This is a genomic window from Arthrobacter sp. Soil_N43, assembly GCF_057655195.1.
In genome coordinates, this window is record NZ_JBDGML010000048.1 from 25,605 (window position 1) to 40,788 (window position 15,184).

Here is a 15,184-nt window from a genome sequence, read left to right on the forward strand (position 1 = left end):
CCGGCGGACCGTGCCCTGTCAACTTGGAATGCATGTCGCGGTGGCGGCTAGACTCGCACGCCGGGGGATACGGCCGGCTTTACTCCGGCCAATCAAGGCCGCCTGTTGGCGGCGAACCGATCCAGGAAATGTGAACTGTGAAACACTTTGCCCGCACGCTGACCGCCACCACTCTCTTCGCCGCAGTGGCACTTACCGCCTGCAGCGCCCCTTCGGCCGGCAGTGCGCCGTCGTCCTCCACCGATTCCGGCGCCGCGAGCAGCCCGGCTGCAGCACCGGAGACAAGCACGCCGTCCGGCGCTTTTGGCGGCTTCGCCACAGCAGCCGAAGCATGCAAGACCATCGCAGAGCAGGCCACCGGCGCCTCGCTGCTGCCAATGTCCGCGGCCCAGGGGAAGACCGCGGAGCTTGAGCAAAAGAAGGCCGAGCTCAGCGAAACGGCGGAGCGCGTTCCTGACTCGATCAAGGCAGACTTCGCCAGGCTGAATGAGGTGGCGGTGGCGGGTCTGAGCGACCAGACCGTCTATTCGAGCGGCAAGTTCCAGGAGGCCATCGCCCCCGTGAACCAATGGCTGGCCACTAACTGCGCCTAGGCCCGGCGCGGGGATCCGATAGGCGAATCGTGCCCGCGCCACCCCTGACGTTGTCCGACCTAGGGGATAGGGTTGAGTTCAACAGAAGGGGAGCGCCTGATGGAATACGAGAATCCGGATCCTGCCGGCATCCGCACGCAAACGGCCCTCGGCCAGGCTGCCGGCGGCGGACGCACAGTCATTTCTGAAACAGCGGTCGCCAAGGTGGCCGGAATCGCGGCCCGGGCTGTGCCGGGCGTCTACTCCCTGGGGACGGGCTCATCCAGGGCTTTGGGGGCCATCCGGGACGCGGTGGGCAGCTCCGACCACGCCGCCGGCGTGCATGCCGAGGTGGGCGAGACCCAGGTTGCTGTTGATATCACCCTCGTCGCAACCTACGGCACCCCGCTGCACTCTCTGGCCAACCAGGTTCGGGCTGCCGTCTATTCGGCAGTTGAGAAGCTTGTCGGACTCCAGGTCATCGAAGTGAACGTCGAAATCAATGATGTCTACATCGCGCCGCCGGTGAAGCCAGCGGGGCCGGCGGCAGCACCTGAGAGGGAGGCGATCCTGTGAGCCTGACGGTCGTGGGAATCGGAATCGGCGCGTTCGTGGCCTTCATGTCGCTCCAGTTCGGTCTGTGGGGATTCCTGGTGGCCCTGCTCTTCATGGGCGTTGGCGCCCTCCTGGGCCGCGCCGCAGAAGGGAAACTGGACCTGCGCAGCGTCATCGATGCCCTGAGCGGCCGGCGCTCCTCGTCATGAGCGCGGAAGCCGAAGCGACTCCCAGCCGGCTCTACAGCGGTCACAACAGGATCAGCACCCAGGCCCTGACGAGCCTGGCGAAGGCGGCGGCCGGTGCGGCCCTGGGGATTCCTCCGCACGACGTCCGTGCGGATTGGTCGGACGACGACGGCCTGCTGGCGTTGTCCCTCGTCACTCCAATCAAAATCCCTTCCCTGACGGCCGTCGTGCGCGATCCTGGCAGGGTGCCGGCTTTTGGCGGCTCCATCCGGGAGCGGGCCATTGCAGCCAGGTCCGAAATCCTCACCACCGTCACGGAACTTAGCGGCGCACGTCTGAGCAGGGTGGATATCCGCATCAGCGGCGCGCACGTCACGGAAAGGGGCCGGGTACGTTGAGCTCAGTCATCGAACGGCAGAATCCGGCGGATGGAGACCCGGGCGATGCCGCCGGTCCCGTGAATGCCGGATCATTCGACATGCGCCGCGTCCTCCACCGGGAAACCCACTCCTCGCGTGCCGCAGCGGCCAGCCTTGCCGCCGTCCTCGTGGTCCTCGTCTCCCTATATGCCCTCCTTGAATCGGCAGTCCGGGCGATCGGCCAGCCTCCCTGGCTCATTGACCCCCAAACGGCGGCCGAACGGATCGCTGCGCTGCCGAATGGCGTCCCGCCGCTCCTGCTGGGCGTCACGGGTGCGGTCGTGACGGCGGCCGGCCTGTTCTTCTTCCTCAGTGCCATACTGCCCGGACGCAGGGCGAGGCATTTGCTCGAAGAGCCCCGCATCGCTGTGGTGGTGGACGACGAAGTCATAGCGTCCGCCCTCGCCCGCCGGGCACGCCTGGCGGCCAACGTCACACCGGAGCAGGTCATGGTGGTGGTTTCCCAGCGCCAGGCGGTGGTGAACGTGCGCCCCACGTCCGGTGTTCCGGTCAGTGAGAATGCGGTCCGTGAGGCCGTCGAGGACGAACTCCGTGCCATGGCGCCCATTCCCCTCCCCGCAGTCCGGGTCAACCTGGCGGAGTCCGGGGTGATCGGGGCATGAACAGCACTCCGCGCCTGCTCAACAGGATCCTCATCGGGATCCTCGGCCTCAAGCTCATGGCTGTGGGTGTCCTGCTCGTGCTGCTGGCCACCGTTCCCGCTGTGGGTTCGTGGTGGCAGTCCTGGTCCGGGGGTGTCAGGGACGGCGTCAACCGGCTTTTCGACGGGACAACGTTCCCGGGCCGGCAAGAGAGCTGGCTCTGGATCGTCCTCTCACTGGTCCTCGTCCTGCTGATAGGGCTCATGGTGGCGTGGGTCGCCCAGCAGGGAAAGGGGCGGTCAGGGCTGTTGCTGGCCGCCGAGGACCCCGGCGGCGTACCGGGGGACGTCCGCATCGGCAGCGGTGTGGCGGAGCAGTCTCTCAAGAACGCGCTTGCCGAACGTCCCGACCTCGCCAGTGCCACGGTCAGCACCTACGAAGTCCGCGGGCAGCCTGCGCTTAAGATCCGCCTTCACCCGCGGTCTGGTGTGGCGCCGCACCTTCTCGCGGAGGACGCGGCTGCCCTTGTCGGCGCCCTGGATGAGGTTGTCGGCCAAAAAACACCCGTGCTCGTGCACATCGCTGCCGGGGCCCGCACCCGCTTCAGCCGTGCGGAGCGCGTCCGCTGATTGTGACCTCTGCATGTCCTGCCCGGCGTGGGCCTTTGCCTTCGGGTCATCCCGGCGCCTAGTTTGAAGGCGAGGGCACGTTGTGGCCGCAGGTCACCACGGCCCGCCGCCGAGGCCAACAACCCGGCCAAGCCGTCGACAAGGGAGAACACTGTGCGCGAAGAAGTAACAGGAAACCACGCTGCGAAGGACGGACTCGAGAACGCTGTGGGCCACGCCAAGCAATTTGCAGGCGGCGCCGCCGAAAACGTTAAAGTCTTGGCGGGCGGGACAGCAGAACACGTCAAGGAGTTTGCCGGACAGGCAGCCGGGAACGTCAAGGAAATCCTGTCAGGGGACGTTGCCGCCAATGTAAAGGAAGCGGCGAGCGACGCAGCCGGCAACGCCAAGGAACTCGCCGGCGGTTTTACCGATAAGGTCAAGGGCTTCTGGGCCAAGCTTGCCGGACTCCTCAAGGGTGGCAAGTAGTCCTACGGCCCGTCCCATCACCGACAGAGTGCTGCGTCCTTAGGGCACGCGGCGCTCTGTCGGTTTTGGCGGCACACCTCTTGGTTGGGCCTACCCGGCCAACAGGTAGGCCGCGCTGTTCGGTGCAATGACGGCCCCGTCCGCGTTTGACCCGGCTCCTGACCCTGTTTCCGCGGCACTCGACAGAACCACCCGGTAGCCGTCCGGGACGGGCGTAGGCCCGGTCCCCATGTTCGCCATTACGAGGACGTCCCGGTTCTGAAAGGCCAGCACACCCAGTTCCGGATCGTGCATGTCGGCCCAGCAGAACGTGCCCGAGCCCAGTCCGTGGCTCCGTCGCAGGGACAGCGCCGAGCGGTACAGCTCGAGCGTGGAACCTTCGACACCTTCCTGCCTGTCCGCCGCGAGCCCGCCGAACGAGTCCGGCTGGGGAAGCCACGGCCTGGCCGGTGCGCCGGCAGTTGTCGACCCCGTGGCTGTGTATGCCTCGGCGAATCCGAAGCCGGGTTCGTCTGACTTCCACGGCAGGGGGACGCGGCAGCCGTCGCGCCCGCGTTCCACGCCATTTGTGCGGAAGAATGTGGGGTCCTGGCGCGCATCCGCGGGCACAGTGGTGTGTTCCGGAAGGCCCAGTTCCTCCCCTTGGTAGAGGTAGGCCGAGCCGGGGAGGGCAAGCGATACGAGGGTGGCCGCCCGCGCACGGGCGAGGCCCAGGGCCGCGTCCGGCTGCTCGTCCTCCGCGGCAATGCCCTTCGGGAAGGTCGTGGGATCGGACAACCCGAAACGGGTCGGGTGGCGGACGGTGTCATGGTTGCTCAGCACCCACGTTGTCGGGGCGCCAACCGAAGCGGCAGCCTCGAGCGACTCCTCGATGGCCACCGCCATGCGCCCGGCGTCCCAGCCGGCGAGCAGGAAGTCAAAGTTGAACGCCTGGTGCATTTCGTCCTTGCGGATGTACCGTGCCAGCCGTTCCGCGGGTTCCACCCAGGCTTCAGCCACGAGCATGCGGTCTCCGTCGTACTCCGCCAGTACACGGTTCCAGTCCCGGTAGACGTCATGGACACCGTCCTGGTCAAAGAAGGGCGACGGCGGATACAGCGGAGACACCGGTTGATGCTGAGTGCCCTCTTCCGGAGCGTCCAGCACGGAGACTTTGCCCCGGGCGGCGTCATCTGCGCCGGCGCTTCCGGCCGCAAGGCTGGCGTGGTGGGCTGTGTGCGGCTCGACTGATTCCGGGTGGGCGCCGGGGGCATCCGGGAGGTGCCGGGCGTCCGCTGAGCCTTCCACCATGGCAGCCACGCCGTCCCAGTCCGGCAGCCCGGCCTCCTTGACCATTCCGTGCGCCACGTCCACCCTGAAGCCGTCCACGCCGCGGTCCAGCCAGAACCGGATCACGGACCGCATCTCCTCCCACACCTCGGGGTTCTCCCAGTTGAGGTCCGGCTGTTTGGTATCGAACAGGTGCAGGTACCAGTGGCCCGGCGTGCCGTCCGCGTTGGTGGTCCGGGTCCAGGCCGGGCCGCCAAAGATGGACTTCCAGTTGTTCGGGGCGATGTTCCCGTCACCGGAGCCCTCCACTTCGTCCTTCCCGGGCCTGAAGATGTAACGTTCCCGGGCAGCCGATCCCGGGTCCGCGGCCAGAGCCTCGCGGAACCACACATGTTCGTCGGAGGTGTGGTTCGGCACCAGGTCCACAATCACTTTTACGCCGAGGCCGTGAGCTTTCCGCAACATCTCGTCAAAGTCGTCCAGGCTGCCGAACATCGGGTCCACCTGGCGGTAGTCGGCGACGTCATACCCTGCGTCCGCCTGCGGGGACTTGTAGAACGGTGACAGCCAGACGGCGTCGACGCCGAGTTTCTTCAGATAGGGCAGCCGCGCGGTCACACCGCGCAGATCGCCCATGCCGTCTCCGTTGGCGTCCGCGAAGGAGCGCGGGTAGATCTGATAGACGACGGCGCTGGCCCACCACGCCTCTATGTCAGAACCGGGCGTTGAAATGGGGCGATGGCTCATGGTTGCCTCTCCGGTAACAATTAGGTGTAAACGCTTGCATTTCTTTCCGCAACGTTACTAGTGTGACTGTCACCACAACAACCGCACCTAACGACTTTTCTTTGTCACTCAGCGAGGAGTTCTTTGCCAATGAAAACCCGCAAATTCTTACTGCCGGTCGCTACCGCCGGCGTTCTCGCCCTGACGCTGTCCGCCTGTGGCGGCGGTGGCGGGGGCGGTACCACAGCCGGTGGCGGTGACGCAGCCAACGGTCTCGACGGCCGCGGTCCCATCACGTACGTGCAGGGCAAGGACAACAACAGCGTGGTCCGTCCCATGATCGAAAAGTGGAACGCCGCCCACCCCAACGAGAAAGTGACCTTCAAGGAGCAGACCGACCAAGCAGACCAGCAGCACGATGACCTGGTCCAGCATTTCCAGGCCAAGGACGCCAACTACGACGTCGTAAGCGTGGACGTCGTCTGGACGGCAGAGTTTGCCGCGAAGGGCTGGCTGCAGCCGCTGAAGGACAAGATGGCAATCGACACGTCCGCCATGCTCAAGCCGACAGTGGATGCTGCGACGTACAAGGGAACCCTCTACGCGACCCCTAAAGAATCTGACGGCGGCATGCTTTACTACCGCAAGGATCTCGTGCCGACCCCGCCCAAGACCTGGGACGAAATGATCCAGATGTGCTCCATCGCCAAGGAGAACAAGATCGGCTGCTTCGCCGGCCAGTACAAGCAATACGAAGGCCTCACGGTCAACGCTGCCGAGGCCATCAACTCTGCCGGCGGCTCCGTTCTCGACAAGGACGGCAAGCCGAGCCTGAACACACCCGAGGCCAAGGCCGGTCTTGAGAACCTTGTGAAGGCGTTCGCGGACGGCAATATCCCGAAGGAAGCCATCACGTACCAGGAAGAGGAGGGCCGCCGTGCTTTCCAGTCCGGCAACCTGCTGTTCCACCGGAACTGGCCCTACGCATACAGCCTCATGTCAACCGAAGGCTCGTCGAAGGTGAAGGACAAGTTCGGTGTGGCCCCTCTTCCGGGGACGGACGGCCCCGGCGCCTCCTCGCTGGGCGGCCACAGCGCAGCCATCAGCGTCTACTCCAAGAACAAGGCCACGGCAATCGACTTCATCAAATACATCGCTTCGGAGGAAAACCAGAAGTTCTATGCCGTCAAGGGTTCGCTCGCGCCCGTGCTGGCTAACCTCTACGATGACGCCGCACTGGTGAAGCAGCTTCCGTACCTGCCTACGCTCAAGACTGCCATCGAGAACGCCGTGCCGCGCCCAGTGACGCCCTTCTACCCGGCCGTCACGCAGGCCATCCAAGAGAACTCCTACGCAGCACTCAAGGGTGAGAAGTCGGTGGACCAGGCATTGTCTGACATGCAGAAGTCCATCGAAACCGCCGGTGCGGGATCGTAGTCCAGCCATGGCAACCGAAGTAGGCCCGACGCCGGTCAAGACACCGGCGTCGGGCGGTACCCCGATCCACCACGGGCCCAAGGGCGTGGGTGAGGACAACCAGATCCTCAGCCAGGGCAAATGGGCCTCCTGGCTGCTTGCCCCAACCATCATCGCGCTGGCCGTGGTGATCGTTTACCCGATCATCAGCGCCATCGTGATGTCCTTCCAGAAGGACGCAGGGCTCGATCCTGCCACCGGCCTCTTCACTGCAGGCGGCCCGGCAGGCATCCAGAACTACGTCAACTGGATCGCGCAGCAGTGCGGTACGCCCGACGGCGGGACCGTTGCCTGTCCTCCCGGAACCTTGGGAGCGCAGTTCTGGTCCGCGACCCAGACCACCTTCATCTTCACGATCATCACGGTCGCTCTGGAGACCGTCCTTGGTTTCTGGATGGCCATGATCATGGCCCGGAGCTTCAAGGGCCGGAGCCTCGTTCGCGCCGCCGTCCTGGTGCCGTGGGCCATCCCCACCGCCGTGACGGCCCAGCTGTGGCTGTTCATTTTCGACTTCCAGGGCATTGCCAACAAGATCTTCAACGCTTCCATCCTGTGGACCGGAAGCGAGTGGCCGGCCAAGTGGGCGGTCATCATCGCCGACACGTGGAAGACGACGCCCTTCATGGCGCTGCTGATCCTGGCAGGCCTGCAGATGATCCCGGCCGAAGTCTATGAGGCAGCCAAGGTGGATGGGGCCAGCGCCTGGCAACGGTTCCGCATGATTACCCTGCCGCTGGTGAAACCGGCCCTGATGGTGGCCATCCTCTTCCGCACACTGGATGCGCTGCGCATGTTCGACCTGCCGTACATCCTCACCGGCGGTGCGAACAACACCACCACGTTGTCCATCCTTGTCATCAACCAGATCCGGCAAGGGTTCAACTCGGCGGCGGCGTTGTCCACCATTACCTTCATCATCATCTTTTTGGTCGCTTTCATCTTTGTCCGCTTCCTTGGGGCGAACGTTGTGGAGCAAAGCGGCGCCACCGGTAAGGGGAAGAAATGAGCACCGGCACAGCCCTCCGCGCAGAGCAGGACAGGGGCCGCCGCGCGGCGCAGAACAAGGAAAAATGGGCGCAGGGCCGTACGTACATCAGTGCGGCCGTCATCCTGATCTGGTGCCTGGCACCGGCGTACTGGATGGTCGTCGTCGCGTTCCGCGAGGTCGGTTTCACGTACGACACGTCGATTCTCCCAACGCATGTCACGCTGGATAACTTCATCACAGCGTTCGATACGTCCTTCGGCAACAGGTTTGGACAGGCGCTCCTGAACAGCATCTTCATCGGCGTGGTGGTCACGGCCATCTCGCTGCTGATCGGCGTTTTCGCCGCCTACGCCCTGGCCCGGCTGAACTTCAGGTTCAAGTTCCTTGTCCTCGGCTTCATCCTTGGCGCCTCCATGTTCCCCGGCGTGGCCCTGATCACGCCGCTGTTCCAGCTGTTCACCAACATCGGGTGGATGGGCACTTACCAGGCGCTGATCATCCCGAACATCTCGTTCGTGCTGCCGCTGACCGTGTACACGATGACGTCCTTCTTCCGCGAAATGCCGTGGGAGCTCGAGGAATCGGCACGTGTTGACGGCTGCACGCAGGGGCAGGCGTTCCGGAAAGTCATCATGCCGCTGGCGGCTCCGGCCATCTTCACCACGGCTATCCTGGCGTTCATCTCCTCCTGGAACGAGTTCCTGATCGCCAGCCAGCTGTCCAGCGACGCAACGCAGCCGGTAACGGTGGCCATTGCCAACTTCGCCGGTGCACAGCCCCAGCAGATCCCCTACACGGCCATCATGGCGGCAGGCACCATTGTCACCATTCCACTGGTGATTCTGGTGCTGGTGTTCCAGCGCAAGATTGTGGCCGGCCTGACGGCGGGTGCAGTCAAGTGACGGACGGAGCAGCACCGCAGGGCAAGAAGCCGGCAGCAGGGCTCGGGCATAAGCATGTCCGTTCCGGCGAGGACTTCGACATCATCATCGGATTCCTGGGCTTTTGGGCTGTGGTGCTGCTCGTCGTCACCGTCTGGATGGAGCTGACCGCCCAGCCTGCCTTGGGCTGGGCGCTCGGTCTGCTGGCCATCCTGCTGGCGCTCTACGGGATGATCAGGCTCCGCAGGCGCCTTCCGGCACGCACCGCCACGCGGCGCAACTGACACACGCAGGCCCAGACTAAAATGGTTTCTTGCCGTTGGGAGAATGAGATGGCGGAAATCTGCAGCAGGCCTCTGAAGGGACACCGTGGCGCGCACAACTGACCGGGCTCAGCGCGGCGGCCACTCCGGTGTGAGCATCGAGGACGTGGCGGCAGCCGCAGGGGTTTCCACTGCCACGGTGTCACGCGCCGTGCGGGGCCTGCCGCGCGTCTCGCCGGCAACACGGGCAAAAATCCTCGAAGTTGCCGGCGCCCTGGGCTATGTGGCGTCCTCGTCGGCCTCTGGCCTGGCAACCGGCCGTACCAAGACCATCGGCGTGCTGGCGCCGTTCGTGAGCCGCTGGTTTTTTTCCAAGGCCATTGAAGGGGCCGACCGCGAGCTTCATGCCCGGCAGTACAACCTGTCCCTGTTCAACCTGGGCGGTCACGGCAGCCACCGTGAGCGGCTCTTCAGCAAGACCATGGTCTACAAGCAGATCGATGCGCTCCTTGTCCTGTGTATGGCGTTGTCCCACGACGAGCTTGACCACCTGCAGAAGATCGACATTCCGCTGGTGGTGGTGGGTGGCCATGTCGAGGAATGCGCCTATATCGGCATTGACGACTATGCGGCCGCCTCCACCGCCGTTAAGCACCTGATCGACCTGGGCCACCGCGACATCGCACTGCTCCACGGGGACGACGAAACCGACCTCAACTTCGACGTCCCGCGCGTCCGTATCCTGGCGTTCCAGGACGTGATGGCGGCGGCGGGGCTTGAGGTCCGCCCGGAGTGGGACGAATGGGGCGATTTCACACTCCGCAGCGGCCAGGAAGCGTTCCGCCGGCTGTGGGGCCAGCCCGGCCCGAAGCCGACCGCGATCTTCTGTGCCTCCGACGAGATGGCCATGGGCGTCATTTTCGAAGCACAACGGGTGGGGGTCCGGGTGCCCGAGGACCTGTCGGTGATCGGCATCGACGACCACGACTTTTCCGACGCCATGGGCTTGACCACCGTGGGCCAGCGCCCGGACGAACAGGCGGAACTGGGGACGAAGATGCTCCTGGATGAACTCCTCGGCATCACCGGCTCGGTGCAGTCCGCCGTCGCGCCCCACCGCCTGATCGTGCGGCGCACCACGGCGCCGCCCAGGTCTTAGCGGGAACGAAACGCAGCGCGGGTCAAGGGATCAGGATGCCCGGGCCAGTTGGCGGATGGGAATCCACCGCGACGCGAGCCGGCGGTAGGCGGCGGCTGCGCCGGTCATGTCACCCTCGGCGAGGCACTCGATGCCAAGGCGGACATCCATGGGGGAGTCATCCGGATACACCTTGTCCGCCACGGCACCGTAATCCAGCTCCACCATGGACTCCGCGTGGAACAGTTCCAGCCACTCGGTGAGCTGGGTGAGGTCGTCAAGCATGTCGAGATCCGGCGCGGCCAGCGCGAGGTTGGCCACGGCGTAGCGCACCCGGTCGAGGGCCTCGGTAATCGGCGCCAGAACCCGGACAGTGAGGATCCGGCCCCCGGCCTCGACCACTTCCTGGGGGTCCGACTCCAAGAACAGCGAGAACCAGCTGAACGGGATGCCCCAGGTGGATGCCCGGGTGTGGACCCGGGTGGCACCTTCGCGGGCGCTGACGAGGTCGATCCGCTCCTGGTGCCGGTCCCGCTGCTCTTCCGGAATCAGCAGTTCAGCCAGCGGTCCGTGGATGCCCTCCATCAGCGCATTGGCGGCCAGCCCGGCCCGCAGCACTAGCTGGCTGGGGCAATAGAGGAGGGCGTCGCCGTCGGCATCCGCAGCGTCCGAATCCTTGGATTCGTCCGGGGCCGGCAGCCCAAGGTGGCGCATGACCCGCACCAGATCGGTCCGGCCGGTCGGGAACGGATCGCCGCCGGGCCGGGTGATCCGCCCCAGGGAAGCCAGCAGCTCGGCGTTCTCGACGGCAGCGCGGGACACCGCCCGCTCACCGGCAGCCTTGAGCGCCGGACGCTGGTCCTCGGGGAAAGCGTCCAGGGGCTCGTAGACCCGCAGCGTGGACGAGAACGGCAACCCGGCCTGCCCGCGGTAGAGGCTGCCCGTCATGAGTGTTCAGCCCTCATCAGTCGGCCAGCTCCAAGAGCACGGGCGCGTGGTCGGAGGCACCTTTGCCTTTGCGTTCCTCACGGTCAATGGAGGCGCCGGTGACCCGGGTGGCAAGGGCAGGCGAAGCCAGGATGAAGTCAATCCGCATGCCTTCCTTCTTGGGAAAGCGCAGCTGCGTGTAGTCCCAATACGTGTAGACGCCGGGACCCGGGGTGTATTGGCGCACCACGTCCGAGAATCCGACCTGCTCGAAGGCGCGGAAGGCGGCGCGTTCCGGTTCGCTGACGTGGGTCAGGCCCTGCGTCAGGAACAAGTCGATGTCCCAGACGTCGTCGTCCGTGGGTGCGATGTTCCAGTCACCCATCAGGGCGATCTGCGCCTCGGGGTTTTCGGCGATCCAGCCGGCGGCCTGGTTCTTTAGGCCGTCCAGCCACTTGAGCTTGTAGGGCATGTGCTCGTCGTCCAGGGCCCGGCCGTTGGGGACATACAGGCTCCAGACCCGGACGCCGCCGCATGTGGCGGCCATGGCACGGGCTTCCTGAATGGGGTCCGAACCTGCCTTGCCGAATACGGGCTGGTCCACAAAGGCGCGTTCGACGTCCTCGAGTCCAACCCGGGAGGCAATCGCCACGCCGTTCCACTGGTTGAGGCCGTAATGGGCCACCTCGTAGCCCATCCGTTCGAACAGCTCCCACGGGAAGTTGTCGTCCTTGCACTTGGTTTCCTGGATGGCAAGGACATCGCAGTCAGAGCGCTGCAGCCAAGCCTCCACACGGTCGGCACGGGCACGCAGCGAGTTCACATTCCAGGTAGCTATCTTCACAGTTCCTAACTTACCGAACTTGGGCCCGGGATGAACGGGGCGCAACGGGGCAGTGCCCGCAGACCAGGGTCACTTGGTGCGGACTTCGGACTCTGGAATTTAGTAGGAAGTCCGAGTATATTCAGCTCCAAGATGACCTGGGTCACATGCAAAGGAGCATTCCATCATGGTGCGCGAACTGTCCCACTACGTTGACGGCCACAGGATTGACGGTACCTCCGGCCGGTTCAGCGACGTTTATGACCCCTGTACCGGGGAGGTGCAGGCCAGGCTTCCGCTCGCGAGCGCGGAGGAAGTCCGCAACATCATTGGCAGCGCAGAGAAGGCCCAGCCGGAGTGGGGGGCCATGACCACCCAGCGGCGCGGGCGCATCCTGCTCAAGTTCGTGGACCTGGTGAACGAGAACCTGGACGAGCTTGCCAGGCTGCTGTCCTCGGAGCACGGCAAGACCGTCGCGGATTCAAAGGGGGACATTCAGCGCGGCATTGAAGTGGTGGAATTCGCCGCCGGGGCGCCGCACCTGCTCAAGGGCGAGTTCTCTGACAGCGCCGGCTCCGGCATTGACGTCCATTCCCTGCGCCAGCCGCTGGGCGTGGTTGCCGGGATCACGCCGTTCAACTTCCCTGCCATGATTCCGCTGTGGAAGTCCGGACCGGCGCTTGCCGCAGGCAACGCCTTCATCCTCAAGCCCTCCGAACGTGACCCGTCAGTGCCCCTCCGGCTGGCCGAGCTCTATACGGAGGCCGGCGTGCCGGACGGCGTCTTCAACGTGGTCAACGGCGACAAGGAAGCCGTGGATGCGCTCCTTGAGGACCCGCGCGTCAAGGCCATCGGCTTTGTGGGCTCCACACCCATCGCCCAGTACATCTACGCAACCGCCGCCGCCCACGGCAAGCGTGCCCAGTGCTTCGGCGGCGCCAAGAACCACATGGTGATCATGCCTGACGCCGATCTGGACATGGCTGCCGACGCCCTCATCGGCGCCGGGTACGGATCCGCCGGGGAACGCTGCATGGCCATCTCCGTGGCGGTTCCCGTGGGCAAGAACACCGCCGACGCCCTGGTTGCCAAGCTGGAAGACCGGGTCAAGCACCTGAAGGTCGGCCACAGCCTGGACAAGGACTCGGACTTCGGGCCGGTGGTAGCGGGAGCTGCCAAGGAGCGGATCGAAAACTACATCCAGTCCGGCGTCGACGACGGCGCGACGCTGGTGGCCGACGGCCGCGGGCTCACCGTCGACGGCTACGAGGGCGGCTTCTGGATCGGGCCCACCCTCTTCGACAACGTCACCAAGGACATGAAGATCTACAAGGAGGAGATCTTCGGCCCGGTGCTCAGTGTCCTTCGCGCTTCGGACTACGGCGAAGCCCTCCGTCTCTGCAGCGAGCACCAGTATGGCAACGGCGTGGCCATCTTCACCCGCGACGGGGACGCGGCCCGCGACTTCGCCAGCCGGGTCCAGGCGGGCATGGTGGGAATCAACGTGCCCATCCCGGTGCCCATTGCCTACTACACGTTCGGCGGGTGGAAGGCGTCAGGCTTTGGCGACCTCAACCAGCACGGCGCCGATGCCTTCCGCTTCTATACCAAGACCAAGACCGTGACCACCCGCTGGCCCTCCGGTATCCGCCAGGGCGCCAGCTTCATCATGCCGGAAGGAAGCTGATGACTGCTGAAACGATAGAGGGTCCCACGGATGAGGTGCTGTTCGAGCAGCGCGGCCGCGTCGGCGTCATCACGCTGAACCGCCCAAAGGCGGTCAACGCGCTCAACGCCGGCATGGTGGCCGCCATGTTGGAGCGGCTCGCCGCCTGGGCGGACGACGACGGCGTGGCAACCGTTCTGGTGCAGGGTTCCGGTGAGCGGGGCTTGTGCGCCGGCGGGGATATCGTGGCCATTTACCGCGACATCCTCGCGGGCGGGCAGGAGACCGCCGATTTTTGGCAGGCGGAATACCGGCTGAACTCACTCATTTCCCGCTACCCCAAGCCGTATGTGGCGTTCATGGACGGGCTGGTCCTGGGCGGCGGCGTGGGCATCTCCGCCCATGGTTCCGTGCGCGTCGTCACCGAGCGGACCAGGACCGGAATGCCGGAAACCACCATCGGATTTGTGCCCGACGTCGGCGGCACTCTGCTGCTCGCGCGGTCACCGGGGGAGGCCGGCACGCATGCGGCCCTGACCGGAGCACATCTGAGCGGAGCCGACGCGCTGTTCCTGGGCCTTGCGGACCACTTTGTTCCGTCCGGCAGGCTCGCTGAGCTGGCGGCGGCGCTGGAAAGCGAAACCGCGGAAGCCGCCGTCGGGCGCTTCGCAGAGAAGCCGCCCGTATCCGCTTTGGAGGCGCAGCGGGACTGGATCGACGCCTGCTACGCGGCCGACGACGCCAGCGAAATCCTCCGGAGGCTCCGGGCCGCCGGAGGTGAGGCGGCCGAGGCCGCGGATACCATCGAGGCGAAATCGCCCACGGCGGTGAAGGTGGCCCTGGCATCGCTGCGCCGGGCCGGGGAGCTGAGCCTGGACGAGGCCCTGGCGCAGGAATACCGGGTGGGCCTGCGTTGCCTGAGCGGACATGACTTCCGTGAAGGGATCCGCGCCCAAGTGGTGGACAAGGACCGCTCGCCGCAGTGGCGGCCGCCCACGCTGCCGGAAGTGCACGCGGACGACGTCGAGCGGTACTTCGCCCCGCTGGGGGACAGGGAACTGGTTCTGTTGGAAAGGGAGACCGATCATGCCTGACGAAGCGACACCGGACGTTGCGGGAGCCGCAGACGATTCTGCGGCCAGCAGTGCAGAGGCCAGGAAGGAGCACATTGCGTTCCTGGGGCTGGGGCACATGGGCGGACCCATGGCGGTCAACCTCGTCAAGGCCGGCTACACCGTGGCAGGATTCGACGTCGTGCCCGCGGCCCTGGACGCCGCCCGTGAGCACGGCGTGCCCACTGTCGGCAGCGCCGCCGAGGCCGTGGCGGGAGCGGACGTGGTCCTCACCATGTTCCCCAGCGGACAGCACGTGTTGGACGCCTACCGGGGCGCGGAGGGACAGCCCGGACTGCTGGCAGCTGCAGGCCCGAACACCATGTTCCTTGACTGCTCCACCATCAACGTCGATGAGGCCAGGGAAGCGGCCAGGCTGGCCCTCGACGCCGGGCACCGCTCGGTGGACGCGCCGGTCTCCGGCGGCGTGGTGGGAGCCGAGGCAGGCACGCTGACTTTCATGGTGGGAGGGCTGCCCGAGG

At 65.6% G+C, this 15,184-nt stretch carries 18 protein-coding genes; 15 read left to right on the forward strand and 3 right to left on the reverse strand.

The features are described from left to right. The first annotated feature begins 137 nt into the window (after window positions 1–137). The 7 genes from AC3A3W_RS03480 (at window position 138) to AC3A3W_RS03510 (ending at window position 3,433) form a co-directional block, all read left to right on the forward strand. Window positions 138–593 carry a hypothetical protein gene (locus AC3A3W_RS03480; protein WP_487440485.1) on the forward strand — a complete coding sequence of 152 codons (456 nt, stop codon included), beginning with the start codon at window positions 138–140 and terminating at the stop codon, window positions 591–593. A gap of 99 nt (window positions 594–692) precedes the next feature. Continuing rightward, window positions 693–1,148, forward strand: a complete 456-nt coding sequence (locus AC3A3W_RS03485) for an Asp23/Gls24 family envelope stress response protein (RefSeq protein WP_487440502.1) — start codon at window positions 693–695, stop codon at window positions 1,146–1,148. Beyond that, window positions 1,145–1,336, forward strand: a complete 192-nt coding sequence (locus AC3A3W_RS03490; RefSeq protein WP_205653806.1) for a hypothetical protein — start codon at window positions 1,145–1,147, stop codon at window positions 1,334–1,336. Before AC3A3W_RS03485 ends, AC3A3W_RS03490 begins: the two co-directional genes overlap by 4 nt. Continuing rightward, window positions 1,333–1,713 carry a hypothetical protein gene (locus tag AC3A3W_RS03495; protein WP_487440486.1) on the forward strand — a complete coding sequence of 127 codons (381 nt, stop codon included), beginning with the start codon at window positions 1,333–1,335 and terminating at the stop codon, window positions 1,711–1,713. Before AC3A3W_RS03490 ends, AC3A3W_RS03495 begins: the two co-directional genes overlap by 4 nt. Further along, complete coding sequence (locus tag AC3A3W_RS03500) at window positions 1,710–2,357, forward strand: hypothetical protein (RefSeq protein ID WP_487440487.1); 648 nt, start codon at window positions 1,710–1,712, stop codon at window positions 2,355–2,357. Before AC3A3W_RS03495 ends, AC3A3W_RS03500 begins: the two co-directional genes overlap by 4 nt. After that, the gene (locus AC3A3W_RS03505) at window positions 2,354–2,965 is read left to right on the forward strand and encodes a hypothetical protein (protein WP_487440488.1); all 612 of its coding nucleotides are present in this window, start codon (window positions 2,354–2,356) and stop codon (window positions 2,963–2,965) included. Before AC3A3W_RS03500 ends, AC3A3W_RS03505 begins: the two co-directional genes overlap by 4 nt. 153 nt (window positions 2,966–3,118) lie before the next feature. Further along, the gene (locus AC3A3W_RS03510; protein WP_487440489.1) at window positions 3,119–3,433 is read left to right on the forward strand and encodes a hypothetical protein; all 315 of its coding nucleotides are present in this window, start codon (window positions 3,119–3,121) and stop codon (window positions 3,431–3,433) included. 90 nt (window positions 3,434–3,523) lie between these two features. Here the strand turns inward: AC3A3W_RS03510 and AC3A3W_RS03515 are convergent, their stop codons facing one another. Continuing rightward, a complete protein-coding gene (locus AC3A3W_RS03515; RefSeq protein WP_487440490.1) occupies window positions 3,524–5,449 on the reverse strand; it encodes a glycoside hydrolase family 13 protein in 1,926 nt (641 codons plus the stop codon). Between the two features lie 129 nt (window positions 5,450–5,578). Here AC3A3W_RS03515 and AC3A3W_RS03520 point away from each other — a divergent pair, with 129 nt between their 5' ends. From AC3A3W_RS03520 to AC3A3W_RS03540, 5 genes are all read left to right on the forward strand, one after another. After that, complete coding sequence (locus AC3A3W_RS03520; protein ID WP_487440491.1) at window positions 5,579–6,865, forward strand: ABC transporter substrate-binding protein; 1,287 nt, start codon at window positions 5,579–5,581, stop codon at window positions 6,863–6,865. Window positions 6,866–6,872: 7 nt separating this feature from the next. Beyond that, a complete protein-coding gene (locus AC3A3W_RS03525) occupies window positions 6,873–7,910 on the forward strand; it encodes a carbohydrate ABC transporter permease (protein WP_487440492.1) in 1,038 nt (345 codons plus the stop codon). Next, a complete protein-coding gene (locus AC3A3W_RS03530) occupies window positions 7,907–8,794 on the forward strand; it encodes a carbohydrate ABC transporter permease (RefSeq protein WP_487440493.1) in 888 nt (295 codons plus the stop codon). The genes AC3A3W_RS03525 and AC3A3W_RS03530 overlap by 4 nt, the downstream gene beginning before the upstream one ends. Beyond that, window positions 8,791–9,057: a hypothetical protein gene (locus AC3A3W_RS03535; protein ID WP_205653815.1), complete on the forward strand. Its 267-nt coding sequence runs from the start codon at window positions 8,791–8,793 to the stop codon at window positions 9,055–9,057. The genes AC3A3W_RS03530 and AC3A3W_RS03535 overlap by 4 nt, the downstream gene beginning before the upstream one ends. Before the next feature lie 85 nt (window positions 9,058–9,142). After that, window positions 9,143–10,195: a LacI family DNA-binding transcriptional regulator gene (locus tag AC3A3W_RS03540; RefSeq protein WP_487440494.1), complete on the forward strand. Its 1,053-nt coding sequence runs from the start codon at window positions 9,143–9,145 to the stop codon at window positions 10,193–10,195. A 30-nt stretch (window positions 10,196–10,225) separates the two neighbouring features. On the opposite strand, the gene AC3A3W_RS03545 is transcribed toward AC3A3W_RS03540, so the two are convergent. Then, a complete protein-coding gene (locus AC3A3W_RS03545) occupies window positions 10,226–11,122 on the reverse strand; it encodes a DUF8083 family protein (RefSeq protein ID WP_487440495.1) in 897 nt (298 codons plus the stop codon). A gap of 16 nt (window positions 11,123–11,138) precedes the next feature. Then, window positions 11,139–11,945 carry an exodeoxyribonuclease III gene (locus AC3A3W_RS03550; protein WP_487440496.1) on the reverse strand — a complete coding sequence of 269 codons (807 nt, stop codon included), beginning with the start codon at window positions 11,943–11,945 and terminating at the stop codon, window positions 11,139–11,141. 166 nt (window positions 11,946–12,111) lie between these two features. Here AC3A3W_RS03550 and AC3A3W_RS03555 point away from each other — a divergent pair, with 166 nt between their 5' ends. The 3 genes from AC3A3W_RS03555 to AC3A3W_RS03565 all read left to right on the forward strand — a co-directional run. After that, the gene (locus AC3A3W_RS03555) at window positions 12,112–13,611 is read left to right on the forward strand and encodes a CoA-acylating methylmalonate-semialdehyde dehydrogenase (protein WP_487440497.1); all 1,500 of its coding nucleotides are present in this window, start codon (window positions 12,112–12,114) and stop codon (window positions 13,609–13,611) included. Continuing rightward, entirely contained in the window at window positions 13,611–14,684 is a 1,074-nt protein-coding gene (locus tag AC3A3W_RS03560) for an enoyl-CoA hydratase/isomerase family protein (RefSeq protein WP_487440498.1), read from the forward strand. The genes AC3A3W_RS03555 and AC3A3W_RS03560 overlap by 1 nt, the downstream gene beginning before the upstream one ends. Window positions 14,685–14,781: 97 nt before the next feature. Continuing rightward, window positions 14,782–15,184 (forward strand): NAD(P)-binding domain-containing protein (locus AC3A3W_RS03565; RefSeq protein WP_487440503.1); only part of this gene is annotated, 403 nt, incomplete at its 3' end.

Bases quoted from the DNA above. Each gene is read 5' to 3' on its own strand.
- AC3A3W_RS03485 (WP_487440502.1), top strand. From the start codon at position 693: ATGGAATACGAGAATCCGGATCCTGCCGGCATCCGCACGCAAACGGCC.
- AC3A3W_RS03495 (WP_487440486.1), top strand. From the start codon at position 1,333: ATGAGCGCGGAAGCCGAAGCGACTCCCAGCCGGCTCTACAGCGGTCAC.
- AC3A3W_RS03505 (WP_487440488.1), top strand. From the start codon at position 2,354: ATGAACAGCACTCCGCGCCTGCTCAACAGGATCCTCATCGGGATCCTC.
- AC3A3W_RS03515 (WP_487440490.1), bottom strand. From the start codon at position 5,449: ATGAGCCATCGCCCCATTTCAACGCCCGGTTCTGACATAGAGGCGTGG.
- AC3A3W_RS03520 (WP_487440491.1), top strand. From the start codon at position 5,579: ATGAAAACCCGCAAATTCTTACTGCCGGTCGCTACCGCCGGCGTTCTC.
- AC3A3W_RS03525 (WP_487440492.1), top strand. From the start codon at position 6,873: ATGGCAACCGAAGTAGGCCCGACGCCGGTCAAGACACCGGCGTCGGGC.
- AC3A3W_RS03530 (WP_487440493.1), top strand. From the start codon at position 7,907: ATGAGCACCGGCACAGCCCTCCGCGCAGAGCAGGACAGGGGCCGCCGC.
- AC3A3W_RS03545 (WP_487440495.1), bottom strand. From the start codon at position 11,122: ATGACGGGCAGCCTCTACCGCGGGCAGGCCGGGTTGCCGTTCTCGTCC.
- AC3A3W_RS03555 (WP_487440497.1), top strand. From the start codon at position 12,112: ATGGTGCGCGAACTGTCCCACTACGTTGACGGCCACAGGATTGACGGT.
- AC3A3W_RS03560 (WP_487440498.1), top strand. From the start codon at position 13,611: ATGACTGCTGAAACGATAGAGGGTCCCACGGATGAGGTGCTGTTCGAG.